Annotated in this window: 19 protein-coding genes; 8 read left to right on the top strand and 11 right to left on the bottom strand. The window is 67.6% G+C overall.

Going from position 1 to position 25665, the window contains the following annotated elements; translation table 11 throughout:
* Positions 1-881 precede the first annotated feature (881 nt).
* The 4 genes from BLV92_RS10585 (at position 882) to BLV92_RS10600 (ending at position 4585) form a co-directional block, all read left to right on the top strand.
* Complete coding sequence (locus BLV92_RS10585) at positions 882-1682, top strand: arginyltransferase (protein ID WP_090544647.1); 801 nt, start codon at positions 882-884, stop codon at positions 1680-1682.
* Positions 1683-1894: 212 nt separating this feature from the next.
* Positions 1895-2929, top strand: coding sequence for a quinone-dependent dihydroorotate dehydrogenase (locus BLV92_RS10590; protein WP_090544649.1), 1035 nt, complete (start codon positions 1895-1897; stop codon positions 2927-2929).
* A 91-nt stretch (positions 2930-3020) separates the two neighbouring features.
* Entirely contained in the window at positions 3021-3818 is a 798-nt protein-coding gene (locus BLV92_RS10595; protein ID WP_090544651.1) for a cystine ABC transporter substrate-binding protein, read from the top strand.
* Positions 3819-3925: 107 nt separating this feature from the next.
* On the top strand, positions 3926-4585 hold the full coding sequence (locus BLV92_RS10600) for an amino acid ABC transporter permease (protein WP_090544653.1): 660 nt from the start codon (positions 3926-3928) through the stop codon (positions 4583-4585).
* A gap of 71 nt (positions 4586-4656) precedes the next feature.
* Here the strand turns inward: BLV92_RS10600 and BLV92_RS10605 are convergent, their stop codons facing one another.
* From BLV92_RS10605 to BLV92_RS10615, 3 genes are all read right to left on the bottom strand, one after another.
* Positions 4657-5640, bottom strand: coding sequence for a Gfo/Idh/MocA family protein (locus BLV92_RS10605; RefSeq protein ID WP_090544655.1), 984 nt, complete (start codon positions 5638-5640; stop codon positions 4657-4659).
* 195 nt (positions 5641-5835) lie between these two features.
* Positions 5836-6558, bottom strand: a complete 723-nt coding sequence (locus BLV92_RS10610) for a FadR/GntR family transcriptional regulator (protein ID WP_090544657.1) — start codon at positions 6556-6558, stop codon at positions 5836-5838.
* Positions 6559-6784: 226 nt separating this feature from the next.
* Positions 6785-8323: a mannose-1-phosphate guanylyltransferase/mannose-6-phosphate isomerase gene (locus tag BLV92_RS10615; protein ID WP_090544659.1), complete on the bottom strand. Its 1539-nt coding sequence runs from the start codon at positions 8321-8323 to the stop codon at positions 6785-6787.
* A 322-nt stretch (positions 8324-8645) separates the two neighbouring features.
* Between BLV92_RS10615 and BLV92_RS10620 the strand changes: the two genes are divergently transcribed.
* On the top strand, positions 8646-9716 hold the full coding sequence (locus tag BLV92_RS10620; protein WP_090544661.1) for an acyltransferase family protein: 1071 nt from the start codon (positions 8646-8648) through the stop codon (positions 9714-9716).
* 150 nt (positions 9717-9866) lie between these two features.
* Here BLV92_RS10620 and BLV92_RS10625 read toward each other — a convergent pair whose 3' ends face one another.
* The 6 genes from BLV92_RS10625 to BLV92_RS10650 all read right to left on the bottom strand — a co-directional run bounded on the left by BLV92_RS10625 (position 9867) and on the right by BLV92_RS10650 (position 16592).
* A complete protein-coding gene (locus BLV92_RS10625) occupies positions 9867-11807 on the bottom strand; it encodes an HAD-IIIC family phosphatase (RefSeq protein WP_090544663.1) in 1941 nt (646 codons plus the stop codon).
* Positions 11808-11817: 10 nt separating this feature from the next.
* A complete protein-coding gene (locus tag BLV92_RS10630; protein ID WP_090544665.1) occupies positions 11818-12072 on the bottom strand; it encodes an acyl carrier protein in 255 nt (84 codons plus the stop codon).
* Positions 12069-12575 carry a VOC family protein gene (locus tag BLV92_RS10635; RefSeq protein ID WP_090544667.1) on the bottom strand — a complete coding sequence of 169 codons (507 nt, stop codon included), beginning with the start codon at positions 12573-12575 and terminating at the stop codon, positions 12069-12071. The genes BLV92_RS10630 and BLV92_RS10635 overlap by 4 nt, the downstream gene beginning before the upstream one ends.
* Positions 12572-13657 carry an SGNH/GDSL hydrolase family protein gene (locus BLV92_RS10640; protein ID WP_090544669.1) on the bottom strand — a complete coding sequence of 362 codons (1086 nt, stop codon included), beginning with the start codon at positions 13655-13657 and terminating at the stop codon, positions 12572-12574. Before BLV92_RS10640 ends, BLV92_RS10635 begins: the two co-directional genes overlap by 4 nt.
* Positions 13658-13659: 2 nt before the next feature.
* Positions 13660-15099, bottom strand: a complete 1440-nt coding sequence (locus BLV92_RS10645) for an MBOAT family O-acyltransferase (protein ID WP_167627013.1) — start codon at positions 15097-15099, stop codon at positions 13660-13662.
* Between the two features lie 215 nt (positions 15100-15314).
* Positions 15315-16592 carry a flippase gene (locus BLV92_RS10650; protein WP_166676588.1) on the bottom strand — a complete coding sequence of 426 codons (1278 nt, stop codon included), beginning with the start codon at positions 16590-16592 and terminating at the stop codon, positions 15315-15317.
* A 908-nt stretch (positions 16593-17500) separates the two neighbouring features.
* On the opposite strand from BLV92_RS10650, the gene BLV92_RS10655 reads away from it, so the two are divergent.
* A complete protein-coding gene (locus BLV92_RS10655; RefSeq protein ID WP_090544675.1) occupies positions 17501-18235 on the top strand; it encodes a Crp/Fnr family transcriptional regulator in 735 nt (244 codons plus the stop codon).
* Positions 18236-18465: 230 nt separating this feature from the next.
* Here BLV92_RS10655 and BLV92_RS10660 read toward each other — a convergent pair whose 3' ends face one another.
* Positions 18466-20718: an acyltransferase family protein gene (locus BLV92_RS10660; RefSeq protein ID WP_090544677.1), complete on the bottom strand. Its 2253-nt coding sequence runs from the start codon at positions 20716-20718 to the stop codon at positions 18466-18468.
* 429 nt (positions 20719-21147) lie between these two features.
* On the opposite strand from BLV92_RS10660, the gene BLV92_RS10665 reads away from it, so the two are divergent.
* Positions 21148-22215, top strand: a complete 1068-nt coding sequence (locus BLV92_RS10665) for an acyltransferase family protein (RefSeq protein WP_090544679.1) — start codon at positions 21148-21150, stop codon at positions 22213-22215.
* A 250-nt stretch (positions 22216-22465) separates the two neighbouring features.
* Entirely contained in the window at positions 22466-23647 is a 1182-nt protein-coding gene (locus BLV92_RS10670; RefSeq protein WP_090544681.1) for an alpha/beta hydrolase, read from the top strand.
* 175 nt (positions 23648-23822) lie between these two features.
* Here the strand turns inward: BLV92_RS10670 and BLV92_RS10675 are convergent, their stop codons facing one another.
* On the bottom strand, positions 23823-25373 hold the full coding sequence (locus BLV92_RS10675; protein WP_090544682.1) for a methyl-accepting chemotaxis protein: 1551 nt from the start codon (positions 25371-25373) through the stop codon (positions 23823-23825).
* Positions 25374-25665 lie beyond the last annotated feature (292 nt).

Genomic DNA, 25665 nt, shown 5'->3' on the forward strand with positions numbered 1-25665 from the left:
TGTGCGAGTGGGCTGCGGTTCGCCGGCGATCCGCAGTTGCATCGATCGGGAATTCACGCCGCTTCGTCGCGGCCGTTCGCACGGTCTTCGTTCGCCGCTGCGTTAGCGGTTAGCGAGCCGGCGGCCGGCGCGCCTCGCATCGTCCATCATGCCAAGCGTCAGCGACCGGCCGCCGGGCGTTCGACGCGCACTCGCGCTGAACGGCGCTTTCAGCACCATGGCGGCGAAAGCTTGAGCCTCTGTGAATTCCATAAGAACAACCAGCCGACATGTCGGCACTCCCCCATAACGATTCGGCTCATTGCAGGGTATGGCCGCAATGGGACTGGCGACCGGGTTAAACGGTCGAATGGCGCATATGCGGTTTTTCAATGAGCCTTGCCGGGATCGAAACGATCGTTATATCCCGCCTGCCATTAGATATCGGCCATCTCAACTGGCGAAAAGATTTCGAAAATCGCCAATCTCCCCAACCCAACTACGCGTAACCGCATCAAACTCCAGCGAGCCATTCCCCATCCACCCGCCCGCCTCCAAAACCGCGATTATCGAGTTTTGCCACCGTCGCTCAAGATCAATTTTCGTGTTACCTTTCCTGCAGCCAATGCGGCGCGCTCTCCTGCAAGGAAACGCGCCAACCGTTTGATTTTTAAGGAATCTGCCAGCAGCCCCAATAAGACTGCGAGCAGAACACGTCGCCTCTGGCGTCGCCCGGCGGTCGCGAGATCGCGCGCCGCGCGGGTGGGCGCAACGGTGTGCGCCGCGCCGGTTCCGTGACGCTTCGACAGGACCGAACCGGTCGAGGATCCGGAACGCACGCCGGAACGCAAAACGGCCGCGCCAACGCCGCGACGATCCGAACCGCAACGAGAGCTGCCAACGTGACGCATCCGAACGAGCTGCCGCTTTCACCGCTTTCCGCGCTGCAATTCTATGCAACGGCGCCCTACCCTTGCAGCTATCTGGAGGGGCGCATCGCGCGCTCGCAGGTCGCGACGCCGAGCCATCTGATCAACTCCGACGTGTACACCGATCTCGTGAAAGCCGGCTTCCGGCGCTCGGGCGTGTTCACGTATCGTCCGTACTGCGACGGCTGCCGCGCGTGCGTGCCGGTGCGCGTGCCGGTCGCGCGCTTCGAGCCGAACCGCACGCAGCGGCGCGCGTGGAAGCATCACGGCGAGCTGGTCGCGACGGTCGCGCCGCTGCACTACGACGAAGAGCATTACGCGCTGTACATGCGCTATCAGTCCGCGCGCCACGCGGGCGGCGGCATGGACCGCGACAGCCGCGACCAGTACGAGCAGTTCCTGCTGCAAAGCCGGATCAATTCGCGGCTGGTCGAGTTCCGCGACCCGGTCGCGCCGAACGCCGCGCTGCCCGACGCGCGCGGCACGCTGCGGATGGTCAGCATGATCGACATCCTCGGCGACGGGCTGTCGTCGGTGTACACGTTCTTCGAGCCGGACGCGCCGCACAGCAGCTACGGCACCTACAACATCCTGTGGCAGATCGAGCAGGCGCGCAGCCTGCAACTGCCGTACGTGTACCTCGGCTACTGGATCCGCGAGAGCCCGAAGATGGCGTACAAGGCGCGCTTCCGGCCGCTCGAAGGGCTGCTCGACGGCACGTGGACGACGCTCGATCCGGCGCTCGCCGCCGAAGCGGCCGCCCCGCGCGGATAACAACCATCGCGGGCCGCGGCGGCGCGCGGCCCGATCACGCGGATCGCCGCGCGAACGTCCGGCTGCGGAGACGCACGCGCGCGCCACCACTCATCCGCCGCCAGGACACACGGACGGCACGCAGCCACCGGCGCGAACCGCCACGATGGCCGCCGCGCCGGTTGCCGGTAAAATAGCGGGTTCCCATTTTCCGGCGCCTGCGCCTTTTCCCCGTGTTCAGCTCCCTCTACCCGTTCGTCCGCGCGCAGCTCTTTCGCATGGACGCCGAAGACGCCCACCACCTGACGCTGCGCGCGATCGGCGCGGCAGGCCGCGCCGGCGTCGCCGGCCTCGTCGCGCCGCACGTACCCGACGCGCCGCGCACCGTAATGGGCCTCACGTTCCGCAACCCGGTCGGCCTCGCCGCCGGGCTGGACAAGGACGGCGCGTGCATCGACGGCCTCGCCGCGCTCGGCTTCGGCTTCATCGAGGTCGGCACGGTGACGCCGCGCCCGCAGCCGGGCAATCCGCGCCCGCGCATCTTCCGGCTGCCGCAGGCCGACGCGCTGATCAACCGGATGGGCTTCAACAACCAGGGCGTCGACCAGTTCGTGAAGAACGTGCAGGCCGCGCGTTATCGCGGCACGCTCGGCCTCAACATCGGCAAGAACGCGGACACGCCGATCGAGCGCGCGGCCGAGGACTACCTGTACTGCCTCGAACGCGTGTATCCGTTCGCGAGTTACGTAACGGTCAACATCTCGTCGCCGAACACGAAGAACCTGCGCCAGTTGCAGGGCGCGGACGAACTCGACGCGCTGCTCGCCGCGCTGAAGGACAAGCAGCAGCGCCTGTCCGACCTGCATGGCCGGCTCGTGCCGCTCGCGCTGAAGATCGCGCCCGACCTCGACGACGAACAGGTGAAGGCGATCGCGGACACGGTGCTGCGCCACCGCTTCGAAGGCGTGATCGCGACGAATACGACGCTGTCGCGCGCGGCCGTGCAGGGGCTGCCGCACGCGGACGAAACGGGCGGGCTGTCGGGCCGCCCGGTATTCGATGCGTCGAACGAAGTGATCCGCAAGCTGCGCGCGGAACTGGGCGCGGACGTGCCGATCATCGGCGTCGGCGGCATCCTGTCCGGCGACGACGCGCGCGCGAAGATCGCGGCCGGCGCATCGCTCGTGCAGCTCTATACGGGCTTCATCTACCGCGGCCCGGCGCTCGTCGGCGAATGCGTGCGGGCACTGGCTTCGGGCGGGGCGTGACGATATAGTCACAGGCACCCGGCGGCGGCCATGCCGCGCGCCGCACGACAACAACATCACGCACAAATTGCTGCAAAACCAGAGGACCACGATGAAATTCGCCTTGCTGAAGAAGCTGTTCGCCGTCGCGCTGATCGGCGCGTCGTTCACCGCCGCGAGCGCCCACGCGGACGACCTGCTCGACCAGGTCCACCAGCGCGGCACGCTACGTATCGGCCTCGAAGGCACGTTCCCGCCGTTCAACTCGAAAGGCCCGGACGGTCAACTGGTCGGCTTCGACGTGGACATCGCGAAGGCCGTCGCCGCGAAGCTCGGCGTGAAACCCGAATTCGTGACGACCGAATGGAGCGGCATCATCGCCGGCCTGCAGGCGAACAAGTTCGACGTGATCGTGAACCAGGTCGGCATCACCGAGCCGCGCAAGCAGGCGCTCGACTTCTCGCCCGCGTACACGTACTCGGCCGCGCAGCTCATCCAGCGCAAGGACGACACGCGCCAGTTCAAGTCGCTCGACGACCTGAAGGGCAAGAAGCTCGGCGTCGGCCTCGGCACCAACTACATGGACATGGCGAAGGCCGTGCCGGGCATCGACGTGCGCACCTATCCGGGCGCGCCGGAATATCTGCGCGACCTCGCGGCGGGCCGCATCGACGCGGCGCTGAACGACCGCCTGATGCTCGCGTACCTGCTGAAGAACTCGCAGTTGCCGCTGCGCACCGGCGCGATCGTCGGCAGCGGCAACCCGTCCGGCATTCCGTTCCGCAAGGGCAACCCGAAGTTCGCGAAGGCGATCGCCGACGCGATGGCGCAGCTCGAAGCGGACGGCACGTTCGCGAAGATCTCGGACAAGTGGTTCGGCATCGACGTGACGAAACCCGCCGCGCAATGACCGTGCGCGGCGCGTGACGTGTAGCGCGAGGCGGCATCCGTCGATGCCGCCTTTCGCTTTTCTGGCGCGCGCGCCGCTTCTCCGACCGCCCTTTCGATCCCCCGACCATGCCCACCACTACGCTCATCATCCAGTCGCTGCCGGTGCTCGCGCAGGGCGCGGTGCTGACGGTCAAGTTCGCGGTGCTGTCGATGATCTTCGGCCTCGCGGGCGGCATCGTGCTCGCGCTGATGGGCATCAGCACGAACCGCGTGCTGCCGCGCGTCGCGCGCGTGTACGTGAGCGTGATGCGCGGCACGCCGCTCCTCGTGCAGATCTTCGTGATCTACTACGGGCTGCCCGGCGTCGGCATCTCGCTCGACCCGACGCCGGCCGGCGTGATCGCGCTGTCCGCGAACGTCGCCGCATACCTGTCCGAGAGCATGCGCGGCGCGATCCTCGGCATCGCGCGCGGCCAGTGGCTCGCCGCATACAGCCTCGGCCTGTCGCGGCGGCAGACGCTGCGCTACGTGATCGGCCCGCAAGCGCTGCGCATCGCGGTGCCGAGCCTGTCGAACAGTCTCATCAGCCTCATCAAGGACACGTCGCTCGTATCGGTGATCACCGTGACCGAACTGCTGCGCAGCGCGCAGGAGATCATCGCGTCCACCTATCAGCCGCTGCCGCTTTATCTGACCGCCGCCGCGGTCTACTGGGTGCTGTGCCAGGTGCTCGAATGGGTGCAGCACTGGTTCGAACGCAGACTCGCGCTGCCGTCGAGGCATTGATGCAGCGGCCGCGGACTCGTGCGGTCCGCGCGCGTCGGCGGCCCTGACCGCCCGCGCGTCGCCGAAGCGGTCTACTCCCCCGCAAACCGCAGCCCCAGCGCCGCGCGCGCCGCGTCGGCCATCGCGATCATCCGGCGCGACGTGTCGTGCGTGACAACCGGGCTTTCCCGCTCGCCCGCGCGCAGCAGGTCGCAGAAGTGCGCGGTCTCGTAGTTGAGGCCGCCGCCTTCGAACGGCTCGTCGAGTTCGACCATACGGCCGTCCGCGTAGCGAATCGTCGCGCGCACCGGATTCCACCAGTTCGCGTGGATCGTCACGTGGCCGAGCGGCCCGGCGAGCAGCGCATCGCCGTAACCGTGCAGATCGAGCCCGCAGAACAGCTGCGCGATGCCGCGCTCGTGACGGCAATTCAGGCTCGCGAACGTATCGACGCCGGTCGGCCCGAGACGGCCGATCGTCTGCACGTCGAGCGGCGCGCCGAGCCAGTCGGTCGCGAGAAACATCTCGTACACGCCGATGTCGAGCAGCGCGCCGCCCGCATGCTCGAACGAGAACGACGGATGCGACGCGGGCACGTTTGCAACCGAGCAGCCTGCGCGCACGAGGCCGACGTCGCCGACCGGATCGCGCGCAAGGTGCTCGCGCAAGCGCCGGTACAGCGGATAAAACGGCGTCTTCATCGCTTCCATGAAAAGCCGCTGTGCGTCGCGCGCCGCATCGAGCACGCGTTCGAGCTGCGCGCCGTTGATCGTCGCGGGTTTTTCGCACAACACCGGCAGCCCCGCGCGCAACGCGGCGATCGCGTAGTCCGCGTGACTGTCCTGCAACGTCGCGACGTACACCGCGTCGATGCCGCTCGCGAACAGCGCCTCGACGCTTGCGCAGGCGAGCGCGCCGTGTTCGCGCGCGAGCGCGTCGGCCGGCTCCGCGCGGCGCGACCACACCGCGCCGACGCTCGCGTGCGGCACGTGGGCGAGACCCTGCGCGAAGCGATGCGCGATGCGGCCCGCGCCGATGAGTCCCCAGCGTATGGGTCGAATGTCGGTGTCGGTCATCCGTTGCCTGCCTGTCTGCCTGGATTCGAAACCACGCACGATAACCGGCCGGGCGGGCAAGTGCAAATCAACGCCGAGACGTTTGCGAAGAACGGAACGACAGCAGTATGAAAGAAGCCGCGACGCCGGACGCGCGGCGGCAGAAAAATAAGCGCGCGACGCAACGACCGTGCGCTGCGCACGACGCGGCCTGTATCAGCGTTGCTCGACCGGCTCCGGCGCGAACGCGCGCTTCAGTTCGTCGGCGGTGTACGCGATCATCGCGATCGACGCCGCTTCCGCCTCCTGCGGCTGACGCCGCTCGATCGCGTCGACGATGCGCGCATGCGCGCGCACGACGTCCTGCCAGCCCCCTTCGCGCCGGTTCAGGATCGGATTCACGAGCGTCAGCGCGCCGCGAATGATCGCGGCCATCTGCTGGAAGAACTGGTTGCCGCTCGCGGCGAGAATGCGCGCGTGCAGCAGTTCGTCGGCGGACTGGTGACCGGCCTCGCCGGGCTGCGTCTCGCGCAGCGCGTCGAACGCGTCGCGGATTCCCGCGATCTCGACCGCGCCCGCGCGCGCGGCCGCCTGCGCGCACGCGGCCGGTTCGATCAGCGCGCGAAACTCCAGCACGTCGCGCAGGAACGTCTTGTCCGGTTTCGCGCGAAACCGCCACGACACCACGTCCTCGTCGATCATCCGCCAGTCGCGCATCGGCCGGATGCGCGTGCCGATCTTCGGCCGCACGTCGAGCATGTGCCGCGCGAGCAGCATCGACAGCGCCTCGCGCATCACCGTGCGGCTCACGTCGAACTCGCGCGACAACACGTCCTGCGGCGGCAGGATCACGCCGTAGCGATTCTCCACGATGCCGGCCACCAGCCCGTCCATGACCTTGCTGACCAGCGAACGGTCTTTGTTGCCGTGTTCGTCCATCGCTCTCCTCCCCGATCCGTTTGCCTGCCCCTGTCGCCCACTTGCCGGAGAGATCTCACGTATCGGCGACCGCCAGCGCGCAGTTCAACCCGCAGTTCAGCCGTTACGTTGCTTCGCTCGCAAAGGATATGCCAAGCCAGGAAACCTCCTGACAGGGTTATCCCTCTGACAAAACGTTTCATTCATGTAACGTGCGCCCCACGATGGCGCAGCAGACCCGTGAACTTCAGTGCGGCGCGCGCCCATATTGGTCGTCGAAGCGCACGATGTCGTCCTCGCCCAGATAACAGCCGGACTGCACCTCGATGATTTCGAGCGGCGTTTTACCCGGATTTTCCAGCCGGTGCGTGACGCCGAGCGGAATGTAGGTCGACTGATTCTCGCTCAGCAGGAAGCGTTCGTCGCCGCGCGTGACGAGCGCGGTGCCGCGCACGACGACCCAGTGCTCGGCGCGGTGATGATGCATCTGCAACGAAAGGCGCGCGCCCGGCTTCACGACGATCCGCTTCACCTGGAAACGCTCGCCGCTGTCGACTGAATCATAGAAGCCCCACGGCCGCTGCACCTTGCGATGATCGTTCGCCTCAGCGCCGCGCATTTGCTTCAGCTTGCCGACGACCGCCTTCACGTCCTGCACGCGGTCCTTCGCGGCGACCAGCACCGCGTCCGCGGTCTCGACCACGACGACGCCCGACACGCCGACGCACGCGACCAGCCGGCCATCCGAGTGCGCGAACGTATCGGTCGTGCCTTCGAGCAGCACGCGGCCGCGCGCGACGTTGCCGTCCGCGTCCTTCTGCGACAGCTGCCACACCGCGTCCCACGCGCCGACGTCGGACCAGCCCGCGATCAGCGGCACGACGACGCCCGCGACCGGCAGGTCCGCGCCGATGCGCTCCATCACCGCATAGTCGATTGAGTCGGACGGACACGCGCTCAGCGCGTCGCACGCGAGATGCAATGCGCCGTCGCCGTCCGTCGATGCGTGCTCGAACGACGCCGCGCACGCGGCGGCGATCGCCGGGCAGCAGCGGCCGATCGCATCGAGCCATACGGATGCGCGCACGACGAAGATGCCGCTGTTCCACCAGTAGGCCTTCGAATTCACGTAATGCTCGGCCAGTTCGCGGTCGGGTTTCTCGACGAAACCGTCGATGCCGCGCGCGCCGTTCGCGTCGAGCGTCCCGCCGGTGCGGATGTAGCCGTAGCCGGTTTCCGCGCGCGTCGGCGGCACGCCGAGCGTGACGAGCGCGCCGCGCGCCGCGTGTTCGACCGCCGCTTCGAGCGCGGCCGCGAACGCGGCAGTGTCCGCGAACAGATGATCGGCGGGTGTCGCGATCAGCACCGGATCGACGCCTTCCTCCGCCGACGCGAGTGCGACGAGCGCGGCGACCGTCAGCGCCGGCGCGGTGTTGCGCGCGACCGGTTCGAGAATCATCCGCGTCGGCGTGGCGCAGCGGCCGAGACGCTCGATCGTCTGATGCCGCAGTTCCTCGCTGCACACGACGAGCGTCGCGGCCTTCGCGACCGGCTGCGGCGCGGCGGCCTGCGCGTTCGCGTACACGCGGTCGAGCCGGCGCAGCGTCGCTTCGAGCAGCGATTCGTCGTCGAGCAGATCGATCAGCTGCTTCGGGCAGTGCTCACGCGACAGCGGCCACAGGCGCGTGCCGGACCCGCCGGCAAGAATCACGGGCTGCACATGGAGCGCGGTCCGCGTTTCGTCCGCGGGGGCGTGCAGCGCGACGGGCAATGCGAGGTCGTTCATTCGGGTCTCCGGTGCGGGGCGACGGACGTGCTGTCGAATTCGACCGGCCGCGCGCGCGACAACCGACGCGCCGCACAGGCCGATGACGCATTGGAGCAAAGCCGTTAATCGCGTTCCGTTCGCGCGCCCACACTGATTCGTTCGGACTCGCGCATGGCGGCCGATGCGATGCTTCGGCGGGCGAGGTTCATCTTCGCCGCGCGACCGGCATCGCGGTTGGTACGCGAGGTCGCACAACGCGGCGACTACTGCGCGCGGCGCCGGAATGCCGCTCCTATAATCGCTGCGAACGCTTCCGTGCCGATCACCGACCGCCCCCGCCATGTCCACGTCCAGTCCTTCCCGGCTCCAGGGCCTGCAACAACTGCGCTTTTTCGCGGCGTTCGCGGTGCTCGTCCATCACATCCTCGAAGAAGCATCCGCGAGCCCGTTCGCGCATCTGACGCCTGCGATCGAACGCGTCGGCGCATCGGGCGTCGATGTGTTCTTCGTGATCAGCGGGTTCGTGATGTGGCACACGACGCGCGGCTTCTCGCGTTCGACGTCGCCGAAACGCTTCTTCGTGCGCCGCGTGAGCCGCATCATGCCGCCGTACTGGGCGTGTCTCGCGCTCGTCGTCGCGCTGTGGTGGACCGGCGCGCTGTTCAAAAGCATGTCGATCGACGGGCCGCGGCTCCTCCAGTCGATGCTGCTGCTGCCGCCGACCACGTCGGGCGGGATGATCTGGGGCGTGTCGTGGACGCTCGTCTACGAGTTCTACTTTTATCTGGTCTGCACCGCCGCGCTGCTGCTGCCGTGGGAGAAGCGCCGCACGCTGTTCATCGCGGCGCTGCTCGTCGCGCTGCCGTTCGCGTTGAACGCGGCGGGCGCGCGCATTCAGGGCGGTTATTACGGCAACCCGATCGTCGCGGAGTTCGTGTTCGGCATCGCGCTCGGCTGGGCCGCGCCGAAGCTGCCGAAGCGGCGCGCCGCGTGGCTGCTGCTGGCGGTCTGCGCGGTGCTGCTGTACTGGGCGTCGGCCGCGTCGCCGGACGCAGCGACCTATGGGCTGCGGCCGTCGTTGCGCTGGTGGGCGTGGGGTCTGCCCGCGACGCTCGCGGTCGCCGCGTTCACGATGACGAACGGCATCGGCGGCACGACGGGACGCGCGCTGATCGCGCTCGGCGACTCGTCGTATGTGCTGTACCTGACGCACGGGCTGTTGATGATCGCGTTCGCGCGTACGATCAAGGCCGGCGTGTTCCATGGCTCCGCGACGCTCTACGCCGCCGCGTTCGTCATCGCGTGCGGCGCGGTCGTGTTCGCCCATGGGCTCCATGTCGTCGCGGAACGGCCGCTGCTCGCATGGTTCCAGCGGAAGGAGCCGCGCGTGAGGGGTTCGGTGTTGACGTGACGGCGCCTCGTTCGCAGCGCCCTTCCCGGTCAGCCTCGCCGCAACCCGCAACCCGCAACAAAAAGCCCGCATGCAACGGCCCGGCATCGAAACCGGGGCATCGTCATGCGGGCCACACCCGACACCTCTCGAAGCCGCCTTAACCACCGCCTACGCGTCGTTCAACGCCCGGGCGTCGGGCGTCAGATCGACCACGCGCATCGGCAGCACGTCATCGGGCGCGTGGTCGGCATCGAGCGCCCACCATGTGCTGCCGTCGGCGCGCGTGCCGGCCAGCGCAAAACCAAAGTTCGCGTAGTGCTGCTCGACCATCCGGTTGCGCGCGGTCGGCCGGTATTCGCCGACGATCGTCCGCAGCCCCGCCGCCTGCGCATGCGCGCAGAGCTTTTGCAGCACGGCGGTCTCGACCTTGCGGCCGAGCACGCGGCAACTCATCAGCCACGTGTCGATCGCGAGCGCGCCGTCGCGCGGCCGCGCGATCAGCACGCAGATCATCCCGTTGTCCGCGAACACGTCTTTCAGGCGGATCTGCCACGCGACGCAGTCCGGATCGTTCTCGAACGCCTCGACGTCGGCCTCCGAATAACGCCGCGTCGTCAGGTTGAACTGGTTCGACTTGCCGATCAGCTGCGCGATGCGCGCGCGGCCCGACGCGTCGAAACGCCTGAACACGATCTCCATGTCGAGCGAGCGCAGATACGCGTCGAGATCGCCGGCCTGCTGCTGCAACGCGATCCGCCGCGCGTTCGCCTGGTAGAAGCCGGCGCGCGCGCGGTCCTCGTCCGAATACAGCGTCGCCTCGAACGCGCCCGAGGCGGACAGCGTGCGCGCGAACAGCGCCGGGTCGTCGCCGACTTCCGGCACGAACACCTGCGACGTGAATCCGCGCACGAGGCCGCGTTCAGCCGGGTTGTCGTCGAGGAACGCCATCGATTCGAGCCCGAGCGACAGCTCGCGCGCGATCGCGGTGATGTTGGTCGCCTTGTCCTGCCAGTTCGCCTGGAACACCGCGATGTGCTCCTCGCGCAGCATCATCTCCGGATGCGAGCGGAACGGACCGCGCGCGACGTCGTCGTCGTTCTTCGACGACACCGCCAGCACGACGCCGCGCTCGCGCAGCGCGAGCGCGGCCGCCTGCACGCAACGATGCGCCTCGCCGACCGCGTCGCCTTCCGCGATCCGGATGTTGTCGATGCCGTCGTCGCCGATCACGCCGCCCCACACGGTATTGTCGAGATCGAGGATCAAACAGCGCCGGCTGCGGCCGCGCCATGCCGCGATCACGCGGCACACGTGGTCCGCGTACAGCGGCAGCGCGTCGTCCGCGAACGGCAGCTTCGCGAGGTTCCAGACCGACGGGTCGTGCCACGCCGCGAGGCCGACCGTCTCCGCGAGGCCAGCGACGTCGAGCAGCAGGTTCGGCGTGTTGTCGAGACTGTCCGCGAGCCGCCGGTTGAAGCCTTCGCATAACGTGCGCCACGTGCCGGCGGTGCGGTAGTCGAGACTGCCGAACAACGTCTCCGGCGGCCGCGCGAGCGTCTGCACGAGCGCGACCGCGCCGCTGTTCTGCCGCACGCCGCGCACCACCAGATCGACGTGCTGGAACGCGGCCTCGATCATCTCCGCGCTCGCGCTGTCGTTGCCGGGCATCGGCTGCATCGGCAGCGCGCGATGGTCGAGCGCGAGCAGCACGAGATCGGGCCGCGCGAGGTTCAGCGCGGACGTCGGCGACAGCGCGTCCTGCACGACCTGGTTGTAGCCCGCGCACACGCAGTTCAGCGCGAAACCGTGGCGCGCGGCCGTCGCGACGAGCGCCGCGCGCAGCGTATCGGTCGTCGCGTTGCAGATGAGCCCGAGCGTCAGCGGCACGAGCGGCGCGAGATCGCGGCCGTTCGCGAGCGCGCCGCCGATCACGCCGGCGAGGCGGTTCAGTTGCGCGCCGTCGAGCGCGTGCCGCGCGAGCGCGGCGATCGCTTCGCCCGCCGGTTCGTCGGCCGGCTCCGTCGAATTCGCAAGTGCGCGGCAGCGCCGCGTAAAGTCGGCCGGCGCGCGCGGCAGCCAGCCCAGTTCCAGATAAAGCGACGCGCTCATCGTCGGCTCCTCACGCGTGCGCCTGCGGCAGCTTCCTGCGGATCAGCGCGACGAGTTCGCCCACGTTCTCCAGCGCGCCGATCTCGTGCGCGGCGAACTTCACGTTGAAGCGTTTCTGCACCGCCAGCATCAGCCGCACGTGGTTCAGGCTGTCCCAGCCGTCGACGTCGTCGGCGGTCGTGCCGGCGGCCAGCGCGACGTCGCCCGCGTCGAACACGTCGTCGAAAATGGGCCGGAGCTGCTCGTAGATCGCGTGATCGGTCATGCTGTACCTCCAGTGAGGATTGACAGGTTCAACAGCTTCGACAGGTCCGCCGCCGGCGCTTCGGACGACGCCGCGCGGTCCGGCCGCGCGGCCGTGTCCAGATGCAGCAGTTCGACGACGCCGACGCCGGACACGAAATGAAACGACACGTGCCGGCCGCCGAACAGGATCGCCGGCGTCGGCGGCGAAATCTCGACGATGTCGACACCGCCTTGCTGGACCGATTCGATCCACGCGGCCGCGTCGGGCGTCGCATAACAGGTGTGATAGATCGACGGCCCGCCGCGCAGGATGCGGTCGATCGGCGACGGCCCATCGCCGGGCCACACGACCTCGACGGTCGGCATCGCATCGTGCGTGCACAGCGCGAGCCGCACGCGCTGCAACGGATCGAACAGCGAGCCGCCGATCGTGTAGCCGAGCGTGTGCAGGAAGCAGAACGCGTCGTCCGGCGACTTCACCGCGAGGCCGTGATGATGGAACGTCAGCAGCGGCCCGCTCATGATGCGCGCCCCGGACGGTCCACGCGCGCGACGAAGCGGTTCAGCGGCTCGGAGATGCGCCGTATCCACAGCGGCACGACCTTCGGTTTCGGATGCACTTCGTCGGTGAACCACGTATCGTCGTTCATGTCGCGCATGTCGATGCTCGCAACGAGCGGGTCGTTCCGGTAGCTCGCGACGAACGCGTCGATCCGCGCCGCGTAGTCGGCGTCGTAGTGCATCGTCGCCGAATGCCACGCGGGGATCGGCAGGTTCGCGATCACGACCGGGCTGCCGTCCGCGCGCGCCTCGTCCACCATCGCGCGCAGTTCGTCAAACTGCCGCGCGGACAGCCGGCGGTCCGGGAACGACTGAATCCAGTAGTCCATCTCGGTCTTCATGTCGGTCGCGGTCGCGACGTAGGCATTGCGGTCGCCGTCCGTGCGATCGGTCGGATGCGCGCCGAGGAAACGCTCGCGCATCGGCCCGGTCGCCGCGCGCACCAGCTTTTCGAGCGTGATGACCGGATAGATCGCGATCCGCGCGGCCGGAATCAGCCGCTCCGGCACGACCGGCTCCGGCCCGGCCGCCGTCTTGCGATACAGCCCGTAGCGGTACATCTCGGTGTCGACCGACGTTTCCATCGGCGCGTTTGGCGCGTGCGGCCAGCGCACCGCGTCGTCCGCGAACAGGCCGTACCACAGGCCGATCACGTAGATCGTCTGCGGCCGGCTGCGCGGCTCGATCGCGTTGCGCGTCAGCTCGAACGCCTCGTGAATCTGCGTGATGTTCGAGCCGTTCAGCGCCGCGCTGTTGATCGACGCGTCCGGCAACTGCGACTGCACGAGCGGCACCGGAAACCCGGCGACCGTGTTCGACGCGCCGAGGAACACCACGCGCGCGCCCTCCGCGCGCAGCGCCTCGCGGTTCAGCACCAGGTATTTCTGCTGCGTCTCGAACACGGTGCGCGGCGCGGACGCGGTGTCGAACGCATGCTGCTTCGCGGGCAGCGGAAAGATCGCGAGCGAGATCAGGATCAGCACCGCGTACAGCACGATGCACGCGAACAGCAGCCTGACGCTGTGGACGAAAAGAGTGCGCATGATCAGAACGCCCTGTAGACGAATTCGGGAGGCTGGTTGAACAGCGTGTTCACCGCGAGCGTGAGCAGCACGCCGCACGCGAGCGCGAACGCGGCGCGCATGCCGCCGCGCCGTTCCGCGACGAACGCGCGGCCCGCCCACGCGAAACCGCTGCGCGCGAGGTCGCCGGCCAGCAGGCCGAGCGCGCCGAGCACGGTCAGCGCGGCGAACGTCGCGAGCACGCCGGCGACGCCGAGCGTTCGGCCGAGATGCGCGAGCTGGCCGATGTCGACCCACAGCGCGGTCACGCCGAGCGCGAAATACGCGAACGTGAGGCCACGGCAGAAGTACAGGTAGGCGGGCGCCTTGCAAAACTCGCGATACCCCTTGCGGCCGAGCCGCGCGGTCATGAACAGCTGCCACATCTTGTTCAGGCTCGCGCCGAGACCCATCGCGAAGCCGTACGCGACGAAGACCGGCGTCGCGCCATGCCAGACGCCCATCACCATGAACGTGACGAAGAAGCCGGCCACGCCGAACCACGGCGCGAGTTTCGCGGACGGATAACGGCTCATCAGCGCGGCGAGCAGCGGGCTGAACATGTAGTCGCGGAACCAGTTCGACAGCGTCATGTGCCAGCGGCTCCAGAAGTCGAGGAAACTCGCGGCGACGAACGGACGGTTGAAGTTTTCCGGGAAACGATGGCCGATCAGCCGGCCGAAGCCGATCACGACGTCGATGAAGCCGGAGAAGTTGTAGTACAGGAACACCGTGTAGACGGTCGCGGTCGCGGCGTAACGCGCGGCCGACGGCCACGGCGACGCGACGACGGCCGGATCGAGCAGTGAGGGGCTCAGCTTCAGGAAAATCGCGTGCGCCGATGCGGACACCGCGAGCATCTTGAAGTATCCCCAGATCACCCGTTTGAAGCCCGCCTCGACGTCGTCGGCGCTCAGCGTGCGCGCTGCATCGGCGTCCGCGCGATAGTCCTGGAAGCGCTGGATCGGGCCGGAAATGAACGTCAGGAAGTTGCACGTGTAGTTGAAGTAACGGCCCACGTCCACCGGCTCCTCGATGCCGCCGCTCGCGCTGTCGACGATCAGGTGAATGATCCGGAACAGGATGTACGACAGCCCGAGCAGCAGATACGGAAAGTGCAGTTCCGGAACGAAGCTCATGAACGAATAGCGCTTCAGGTACAGGAACGCGAACACGATCGCCGCGATGCTCGTTGCGACGACGGCCGGATGCGTCCAGCGGCGCACGATCGCAACGGCCGCATAACCGCCGGCGAGCAGCGCAACGAGCGCGAGCAGTTGCAGCGGCGCATTCAGATGGCTGCCGATGAACGCGACGTTCGCGAGCGCGAGCACGGCGGCGCGATAACGCGGATTCGCGCTGACGTTGATCGCGACGATCACGGCGGCGCCGAATGCGACGAACTGCCAGGACGTCAATTCCATGCGTGCATCCTCGATGAAAAGATGCCTGAAAAAACGAGGCGGCGTGATGTTCCCGCTACGTCGACCGCGCCCGCTCATCTCTGCCGGAGACGGCCGTCCGTCTCCCCGTCGAATTCTAGAAAAACCGTTCGCCGCGCTGGGCGACGAACGTTTCCACTATGCGAGGTTCCTCACATAATTACGCTGCGGCGCAGCGAGCGCGATAACTCACCCGCTCACGCCGGCTCGTCGCCGATGCCGAGCGCCGGCTTGCGCAGCGCGTGACGCTGGCTCACGCCGCGGCACTCCAGCCAGATCAGCGCGGTCACGACGATCTCGGTCAGCACCACCGAGATCGCGGTGCCGAGCGCGCCGAGGCTCATCACGAGCCATATCGACTGCGCCACATGAAACGCCGCGCCGATCCCGTAGATCCGCTTCAGCGAACGCAATTCGCCCTGCGCGAGCAGCCGCAACTGCATCAGCACCGATGCGATCGCGAGCACGAGCGGCAGGAAGATCAGCACCTTCAGCACCGGCAGCGCGGGCAGGAAACGCGCGCCGAAGAACAGCAGGATCAGCCGGTCGCCGAACAGGTACACGACGACGATCGCGGCCGCGTTGAAGCACACGACGACCAGCGTGATCTTGCGGAAAATCTCTTCGGCCTGGAGCGCGCGCCCCTCCGCATACAGCTTGCACACGCGCGGGTACATCGTCTGGATCAGCGGCCACAGCAGCTGGCGGATCGGGCTGATCAACTTGTCGGCGGTCACGTAATAACCGACCGCGACATTGCCGCAGACGAACTTCAGCACGACCGTGTTCGCGTACGTGTACAGGAACGTCAGCGCGGAGCCGGAGAAAATCTGGAACGCGTCCGCCGTCTGCACCCGGATGCCGGACCACGTGACGCGCTGCCACGACGCGACCATGCCGCTGCGGTGCGCAAACGCGGTCAGATAGAGGCCCGACAGCAGCAGCGGCGCGAACAGCGTCGCCGCGGCGATCAGATACTGGTCCGACGACCTCACGAACAGGAACAGCGGCACGAGGCACACGACGCGCGAGCCGAGGCTCACGACCGCCATCTTCGGCATCCGTTCGAGGCCCTGGTACAGCCACAGCGGATTGAGCACGGTGCCCGCGAGCGACAGCAAACCGATCAGGATCACTGCACGATCCTCGCGCAGCGCCGGCACGAACGCGATCAGCAGCCCGATCAGGCCCGCGCACGCGATCGCGAGCGTGCTCTTCGCGAGCGTGACGGTCCAGTAGAGGCGCGAGCGCTCGACCGGATCGTCGCGATTGATCGACACCTTGCGCGCGGCCGTCAGGTCGAAACCGAAGTCCGCGACGGTAATGAAGAACTGAATGAACGCCTGCGCGAAGCCGATCTGCCCGAGCCGGTCCGGCCCGAGCGTCCTCGTCAGATACGGCAGCGCGAGGAGCGGCACGACGTAGTTGCAGATCTGTATCACGTACAGCGCCGCTGCATCTTTCTTCGCGGACAAGGGAACCTCGCTCGAATGGCGGGAACGGGCCTCGTTCGGGAGGTCCGCTCTCTTCCGGTGAAGGACGGCGCGAACGCAATGCGCGCCCGCAGTCGCGGCTGCGGCCAGCGCGTGGAGTGCATTGCAGCAGACCCGCCCGCCGCGTTCCGTGCGCGCGGCCACACTGTCTTGCGCGCCGGCTGCGCGCCGGCTCCATCAACGGATCGCGTAAATGGGCATTCGCCCGGGGGTTGATACAAACGTGCATCGCTGCGCGGACCCCGGCGCTCTCGGCGCGCGCAGGCCGCGATCAGCGGACCGGCAACGCGCGATCGCCCGCACACCCGCATGCTGCAAAGCGGCGCGGCCGTCGAACGGCCGTTCGACCGCCTTCGGGCGGGCGGTAATAATTTCGCAAAACGTCGCTCCGTGCGGCGTCGCACATTGCCGATGAAACACAACTGAATCATTTCCGGACGATCCGGGGGACCGACTCGCATCACGCTGCCGCGTGCTCCCGACGCGCCGCAGCCCCCGCCCGAAGCCCCGATGAGGGACCCCAGAATTCCATCCGATCAATGACTTAGCCCCGCCAAAATTCCGGCGGCCGCGACCATCTCCTGGTTTTGCCGCATGTACAGTTCTGAAACACAAATTCACGTTTTGATACAAAGTCGCGCCCCGTCCGTTTCGCTGCGCCGCATCAGTATTCGCTCTGCGAGCCCTTGGCACGCTTCTCGCTGATTCCCGCTCGCAGCACCACAACGCCGTCACAACACCCAGGCCAGCACGCGACGGCACAAGGCCACACGGGGCCGGCTCTGTACGCAGTGCGACGTTTCCCGCGATCAACGCGGACACCGCACCGCATGCAGCGGCCGGAATCATTCTGATAAAGCCGTGAGAACGGCTTCGCGGGAGCACAGACCATGCTTGCCCTTCAATCCGATCTTCACGGCAACCACCTGCTCGGCGCACTGCCTTCGAGCGAATGGCAATGCCTCGCCCCTCACCTCGAACTCGTCCATCTGCGCACCGAGCAGTTGCTGTGCGACGCCGCGCAGCGCATCCACCACGTGTACTTCCCGACGACGGCGATCGTGTCGCTGCTGTCGACGATGGAAGACGGCAGTTCGGTCGAGATCGCCGCGGTCGGCCGCGAGGGCATGACCGGCGTGCCGGTGCTGACCGGCGGCGAAACGATGCCGAACCGCGTGCAGGTGCAGTGCGCGGGTTTCGCGTACCGGATGAGCGCGCAGGCGCTGCGCCAGCAGTTCGCGCGCTCGGACTTCCTGCGCCGGCTGATGCTGCTGTACATGCACGCGCTGCTCACCCAGGTCGCGCAGACCGCCGCGTGCAACCGCCATCATTCGCTGTCGCGCCAGCTGTGCCGCTGGCTGCTGATCGAAGTGGACCGCGTCGCGTCGAACGACCTGGCCGTCACGCAGCAACTGATCGCGGACATGCTCGGCGTGCGCCGCGAAGGCATCACCGAAGCGGCCGGCAAGCTGCACAACGACGGGCTGATCCATCACAGCCGCGGCCACATCAAGGTGCTCGACCGCGACGGCCTCGAAGCGCGCGCGTGCGAATGCTACGGCATCGTGAAGCGCGAATTCGAGCGGCTGCTGCCGAGCCTGCGGCAAGCCGAAGCAGTGTGCTGAACGCGGCGCGCGGGCGGGTAGCGAGGCGGGTTATGGCGGGCGCTTCGTAACGCGATGAGTTTGCGTCCAGCGTCGTGCCCGCGCGGGTTCCTCGCGCGTGCGGCAGTCCCGCTGAAACACGCGGCGCGGCCGCCATCCGCATGCCATTCCATAGGGTTGCGAACTGAACGCCGGCTCGTTCGACCCGGCCTGCCGCGTCGTCGGCCGCTCGCAGCGGATGCGTTCGCCGCTCAAGCCTTCGGCCGGCGCGCGGGACCGACGACCGGTCCGTTCGCGATACCGGTCGTCGCATGCGCGGCATCCGTTCGCGGCGTCGCGGCCGTCGTCGCGAAACCGCCGCCTTTTGTCGGACCGACAGCCAGACCTACAGCCGGACCGACCTCCGCGCCGCCCATCAGCCGCCCGATCAACCGCTCGAAGCCGGGGAACAGCAGCCGGTTCGCATACGCACTGAGATGGTCGCCATCGAAGAACAGCGGTTCGCCGCCCGCATGCGCGGAGCACACCGCGCCGGGACACAGCACCGGCAACGGGTCCCACACGCTGACCGACGGCACCTCGCGCACGAGCCGCGCATACGACGCGAGCACCGGCGCGCGGAACGCATCGAGTTCCGCGCGGCTGATGCGGTCGCCGGACGTGCAGATCGGATTGCCGCGATCGAACCAGTCCGCGCACCGGAACGGCTGGCTGCGAAACACCGGCGTCGGCGCTTCGAGCACGACGTGCGCGCCCTTCGCGGCGAGCGCGCGCAGCATCGGCAGCGCGTCGCGCTCGCCGGCGCGGCGGCTGTCGATCGCGGCGGGGCCGAACATCTGCATGCGCGCGAGCGCATCGTCGTAACGCGCGAACTCGTCCGAGAAGCGCGGCAGGCGCAGCGACGGCATGAACACCACGTCGCCGGCCCGCGCGTCCGCGATGATCGTCGCGATCGCCGCGTCGTTGTACGGCTTGCAGCGCACCGCGTCCTGCCGCTCGCGCGGCAGCAGCCCGACGAACGGACAGCCGCCGTTGTTGTACGCGACCACCCGCACGCCGGTCGTCAGCGCGAGTTCGCGCAGCATCATGTTGTACGCCATCGCATGCGAATCGCCGATCACGAACACGCGGCCCAGATGACGCGGCGGCAGCGCGCAGCCCTTGCGCGAATAGATCCACACGAGGCCGCCGTTCAGTTGCCGCGTGTCCCAGCTCTCTCGGCAGCCGCCATACGCGACCGTCAGCGGCCGGTACGCGTACCAGTCGTCCGCATGCTGCTCGACAACGCTCAGCGACAGCCTTGGCTGCTCCGCATCGATGCCGAACGCGACCAGCGCGCCGGCCGCGACCGCGCCGAAGCCGAGTCCGACGACGAACTCGCGCCGCATGCGCTTCAGCATCGCGGAACGCCGCACCGGGGTTTCGACGAAAATCCACGACGCCCACGCGAGCGCGAACGTCGTCGCGAGCGCGACGAGGCGCTCGTCCGCCGAATCGAGGCCGGTCGTCCAGCGCAGCAGCACGAACACCGGCCAGTGCCACAGGTACAGCGAATACGAGATCGCGCCGACGAACACCGCCGCGCGCGAGATCAGCAGCCGGTGTGCGAGCGCGCGCGGCGCGCGGCCGTGCAGCCAGTACAGCGCGCCGACCGTGCCCGCGACCGGCGCCAGCGCGCCCGGAAACGGAAACCATGCGGGACGCAGCACCGCGAAACCCGCGCCGAGCAGCGCGAGCGACGCGACGAGACCGAGCGTCGACACGAACGTGGCCGGTCGATCGTCGCGGCCGAGCGGACGCCCCGCGAGCGACAGCGCCTGGTACAGCAGCACGCCCGCGGCCAGTTCCCAGAAGCGCCCGAAGATCAGATAAAACGCAAACGTCGGGTTGCGCGCGCCGAGCCAGGCCGCGCACAGCAGCGATGCGGCCAAACCGGCTGCAAACAGCCCGACCGACAGCCGCCGGCGCGGCGTGCGGCCGACCCACAGGCAGAACAGCAGCGGAAACAGCAGATAGAACTGCTCCTCGACGCCGAGCGACCAGGTGTGCATGTACGGATTGAACTCGACGCGCGGCGAGAAGTAGTCGTTGCCGGTATGCGCGAGAATCAGGTTGCTCAGGCCGAAGAACGCGAACGTGCCGGTGCGCGCGTTCGTGTCGCTGAGCCACGCGGCCGGGATGAACAGCGCGCTGACGATCGCGGTGGCGACGAGGCAGACGATCAGCGCGGGCGCGATTCGCTGCACGCGCCGCGCATAGAAGTACAGCGCGAAGCGCGACAGGCGCATCGAGCCGGCATCGCCGACCGATGCGGCGACGACGAACCCTGAGATCACGAAGAACACGTCGACGCCCGCGAAGCCGCCCGGCAGCCAGCCCGGCTGCAGGTGATAGACGATCACCGCGAGCACCGCCACGGCGCGCAGGCCGTCGATGTAGCGCGCGTGAACGGGACGGTGCAGCGCCGGCGCGGTCGCGGTCGCGGCGGGATGGCGTGGATTCATGGCGTGTCGGTCCCGAGGTTCGGCGAATCGGCGCGGCGGGTTGGCATGACCCGGTCCGCGTGCTGGAGAGTCACGGCAGCGCAACACGCGTGTCCGGCGTGGATACGTCCGGCGTGGATACGCCCGGCGTGGACGCGCCCGGCGTGGATACGCCCGGCGTGGATACGCCCGGCGTGGATACGCTTATCGAACATGGTGGCGAGCGCGCTCCGTCCTCGCCCGCCAATCGGTGTTCCGCAGGGGACGCGCGGGCCTTTGCAGGCATAACCCGCGTGTGCGACCGCACAGACGTCAACTGTCGGCATGGCGAATGAAAGCCGCTTGACAAACGGTCGATCGCGCGGCGCGGCAGGCGGTCATCTTGTCGGCCAAACCCTATATGCATTCACTAAACTCCGCAGAGTCCCCTACCGGTATCGATCCCCTGTCATGGCCAAACTCAGATCGCTGAACGTGCTGCGGGCCGTCGCCGCGACGACGGTCATCGTCCACCACGTGCTGGCGACGACCCGCGGCGCGGCGTTCGGGGAATTCCGCGTCGACATCTTCTTCGTGCTGAGCGGCTTCGTGATCGCGCTGACGCTGAACTCGCGCCGGCAGACGGTGCGCGAATTCGTCGTCGGCCGCTTCACGCGGATCGTGCCGCTCTACTGGCTGATGACGCTGCTCGTGTTCGCGCTCGCGCTGCTGCGGCCCGACGTGTTCAATTCGACGACCGCGAATCTCGACTCGCTGCTGCGCTCGCTGTTCTTCATCCCGTACCGGAAGGAGAACGGGCTGATCCATCCGCTGCTGTTCGTCGGCTGGACGCTCGACTACGAAGTGCTGTTCTATCTGATCGCCGCAGCCGCGCTGCTGCTGATGCCGAAGCGCACGCTCGCGTTCATCGCGGTCGCGCTCGCGACGATCTTCCTGATCGCGGAACACGCGCCGTCGCGCAGCGCGATCGTCGAGTTCCTGTCGTATGGCCGGATGCTGGAGTTTCCGCTCGGCGCCGCCGCGTGGCTGCTGTGGAAACGCGGGCTGCGGCTGCCGCTCGCGGTCGCCGGCGTCGGCGTGGTCGCGATGTACGGCTTCATGACGTACACGGAATGGCTGTTTCCGCTCAGCCCGCCGCTGTTGAGCAACGGGCTGCCGTCGGTGATCCTGATCCTGTGCACGCTGAGCCTCGAAGCGCTGCTCACCGACAACTGGCTCTGCCGGCTGGTGGTGCTGCTGGGCGACGCGAGTTACGCAACCTATCTGAGCCATCCGTTCATCGTCGAGGCGATGCGCAAGCTGGTGCCGAAAGTCGTGCACGGCTTCGACGTCACATCGCCGCCGGGCATCGCGCTCGCGGTGGTCTGCGCGTCGGCGGTCGGTTATGCGCTGCACCGGTACGTCGATACGCCGCTGCATGGCACCGCGCGACGGATCGGCAACCGGCTGTTCGTCGTCCCGAATCGCAGCCGCGTGACGGCGGATGCCTTGCCCGAACAGATCGCCGAGAAAAGCTGACGCGCGCCTGCCGTTCACTGCACCGCATCGAATATCGCGGCTTCGCTCATAAAGACAGGATGTCGATTCATCCATCAGGATGCCGGCATATCCTCGTTATCTGCCTGACTCACGCCCCGCCTTCCCGCCGCTTCCTCTGCCGGCCATTTCTTCCGTACCCTTAACCTTTTTTCATTTACGTCCGTTAACGATGCTGGCGCGGTAAAAGCCTGATGCGCGTCGCCCTTTTCCATCACCGTCAAGGAGCAGCATGTTACGACCACAACAACTTGCCAGTTACGCCCTCTCCTCAGTTCTCCTGTGCGCGGCGTCGCTGGCTGTCGATGCGAGCGCCGCGCAAAACGCGCCGCTGCCGGTTGCCGACCACGGTTATTTCTATGTCGGCGGCCAGTACCAGAAGGATGCGAACGGCCAGCAGCGCATGTTCGGCCAGATGTTCGTGCAGTATGAAATTCCGCAGACCGTCCGGCATCCGTATCCGATCGTGATGATCCACGGCACCGATCAGACCGGCACCAACTATCTGGGCACGCCGGACGGTCGGCGCGGCTGGGCGGACTACTTCGTCGCGCAGGGCTACACGGTGTATGTGGTCGATCAGGCCGGCCGCGGCCGTTCCGGTCAGTATCCTTCGGCGTATGGCTCGTACGCGCGCGGCTCGGCGCTCGTGGACCAGCAGTTCTACACCGCGCCGGAACGCTACAACCTGTGGCCGCAGGCGCATCTGCACACGCAATGGCCAGGCGGCCCCGGCGTCGTCGGCAATCCGACGTTCGACCAGTTCATGGCGTCGCAGGTCGAATCGATGTCTAACGTTCCGGAAACCGAAGCAATCAACGCGGCCGCATCGGCGGCGCTGCTCGACCGCATCGGCCCCGCTATCCTGCTCACGCATTCGCAGTCCGGCACGATCGGCTGGAAGATCGCCGACGAACGGCCGAAGCTGGTCAAGGCGATCGTCGCCGTCGAGCCGAACGGCCCGACGTTCTACGACCCGGTCTTCACCGGCGGCAACGACTGGTATCACTACAACACGGCGAAGGCGGAGCGTCCGTGGGGGCTGACCCGCGTGCCGCTCACCTACGATCCGCCGGTGACGGACCCGGCGCAGCTCGCGCGCGTCGAGCAGAAGAAGGCGGAAGGTCCGGGGCTCGTGCGCTGCTGGCTCCAGGCGGAACCGGCGCACCAGTTGCCGAACCTGCGCAACATTCCGATTGCGATCGTCACGAGCGAGGCATCGTTCCGCGCGACGTACGACCAGTGCACGTCCGACTATCTGACCCAGGCCGGCGTGCCGAACACGCACATCCGGCTCGCGGACGTCGGCGTTCACGGCAACGCGCACATGATGATGCTGGAGCAGAACAGCGACCAGATCGCCGGCGTGATCGCTGGCTGGCTCGGCAAGAACTCCGGCGGCAGCAACGAGTAAGCGGTTTTCCCGCCGCCGTGGCGCCGCTGCGGCGGAAACCCGAAACGCGGCGTTCGCATCGAACGCCGCGTGCATAAAACAACGCGCGTGCGCACCGTCCTTCACTTCAACGAACGGCGCGCACGCGCGATTACACCGCCAACCACGCAGCCCATCGCACTACGGCACTACGGCATCAACCCTTCAGCTTGAACGCGCCCGCCGCATCCTTCAGCGCCACCGCCTGCTCCTGCATCGACAGCGCGGCGGCCGCGGCCTGCTCGACGAGGGCCGCGTTCTGCTGCGTGACCTGATCCATCTGCGCGATCGCGCGGTTCACCTGATCGATGCCGGTGGACTGCTCGACCGACGCCGCCGCGATCTCGTTCATCACGTCCGTGACGCGCTGGATCGCCTGCACGATCTGGCTCATCGTCGTGCCGGCGCGCTCGACGAGCTGCGTGCCTTCGCTCACCTTGCCGGCCGAATCCTCGATCAGCGCCTTGATTTCCTTCGCCGCCGCGCCGGAACGCTGCGCGAGCGCGCGGACCTCCGACGCGACCACCGCGAAACCGCGGCCCTGCTCGCCGGCCCGCGCCGCTTCCACCGCCGCATTCAGCGCGAGGATGTTCGTCTGGAACGCGATGCCGTCGATCACGCCGATGATGTCGACCACCTTGTCCGAGCGATCCGCGATGCTGCGCATCGTATCGATGACCTTCGACACGACTTCACCGCCCTCGCCCGCGATGCCCGACGCGTTGGTCGCGAGCTGGCTCGCCTGGCGCGCGTTGTCGGTATTGTGCTTCACCGTCTGGGTGAGCTGCTCCATGCTGGACGCGGTCTCCTGCAGCGACGCCGCCTGCTCCTCGGTGCGCTGCGACAGGTCCGAGTTGCCCGCCGCGATTTCCTGCGACGCGCCGGTGATCGACTCCGCGCCGGCGCGAATGCGCGCGATCGTGCTGGAAAGCTGCTCCTGCATCTGCTTCATCGAGTACAGCATGCTGGACTGGTCGCGCGAACGCGTCTGTACGTCCACGGTCAGGTCGCCGCCGGCGATGCGCGCGGAGATTTCCGATGCGTAGGCCGGCTCGCCGCCGAGCCCCTGGCGCACGCTGCGGATGATGAGCAGCAGCACGGCGGTCAGCGCGAAGCCGATCACCAGCACCAGCCCGACCGCGCGCAGCACGTTCCGGTGGAAGGCCGCGGTCATCGCGTCCTCGTACACGCCCGCGCAGATGAACCAGTCCCACTCGCGCAGATAGTGGATGTACGTGAGCTTGCCGGTCGGCTCCGTCGCGCCCGGCTTCGGCCAGTAATAGGTGAGGAATCCCTTGCCCGGCTCCTTCGCGACCTCGACGATGCGCCGGAAGTGCTTGACGCCGTCCGGGTCGGTCACGTCGCCCATGTACTTGCCTTCGAGCGACGGATTCGTCGCGAGCAGCACCATGTTCGGCTTCGAATCGATGATCGGGATATAACCGTCGGCGCCGAAGCGGATCGCGCGCAACTGTTCGAGCGCGGCCTTCTTCGCATCGTCGACCGGCATCGCGCCGCTATCGGCGAGCTTGCGGTAATGCTCCGCGATGCTCACCGCCGAATCGACGACGTTCGTCAGGTCGGCGCGCTGCCCTTCCATCATCGTCGCGCGGTTGGTGTACACCCACAGGATCGCGATCGCGATCAGCCCGGCCCAGACGGCCGCCACTACGACCTGCAACTTCGCGTTGAGACTATTCAGGCGCATCGGTCCCACTCCTTCTTGCGTCAGTCGATTCATCGTCGCGCGGAAGCAAACGTTTCCCCGCGCGCTTTTTTTAACTTCTTTCCGAAGCGACGCGCGCACCGCGCGAACGGCTTCGACCAGACCACGGCTGCGTCACGCGCAGCAAACCGGTTCCATCCGCTGCCGGACGTCCCCCGACGCGCAGGCATGCAGCGCGGCAGGCCGGAGTGAAGCACTTCGGCCTGCCGCGCCAGGAACCACGGAGAGTCCGCCCGCCGGCCCGAGATGGTTCAGCCAGGCGCCGTGAGCCACG

Origin of the sequence: Paraburkholderia caballeronis, assembly GCF_900104845.1 — a bacterium.
Lineage (GTDB): Bacteria > Pseudomonadota > Gammaproteobacteria > Burkholderiales > Burkholderiaceae > Paraburkholderia > Paraburkholderia caballeronis.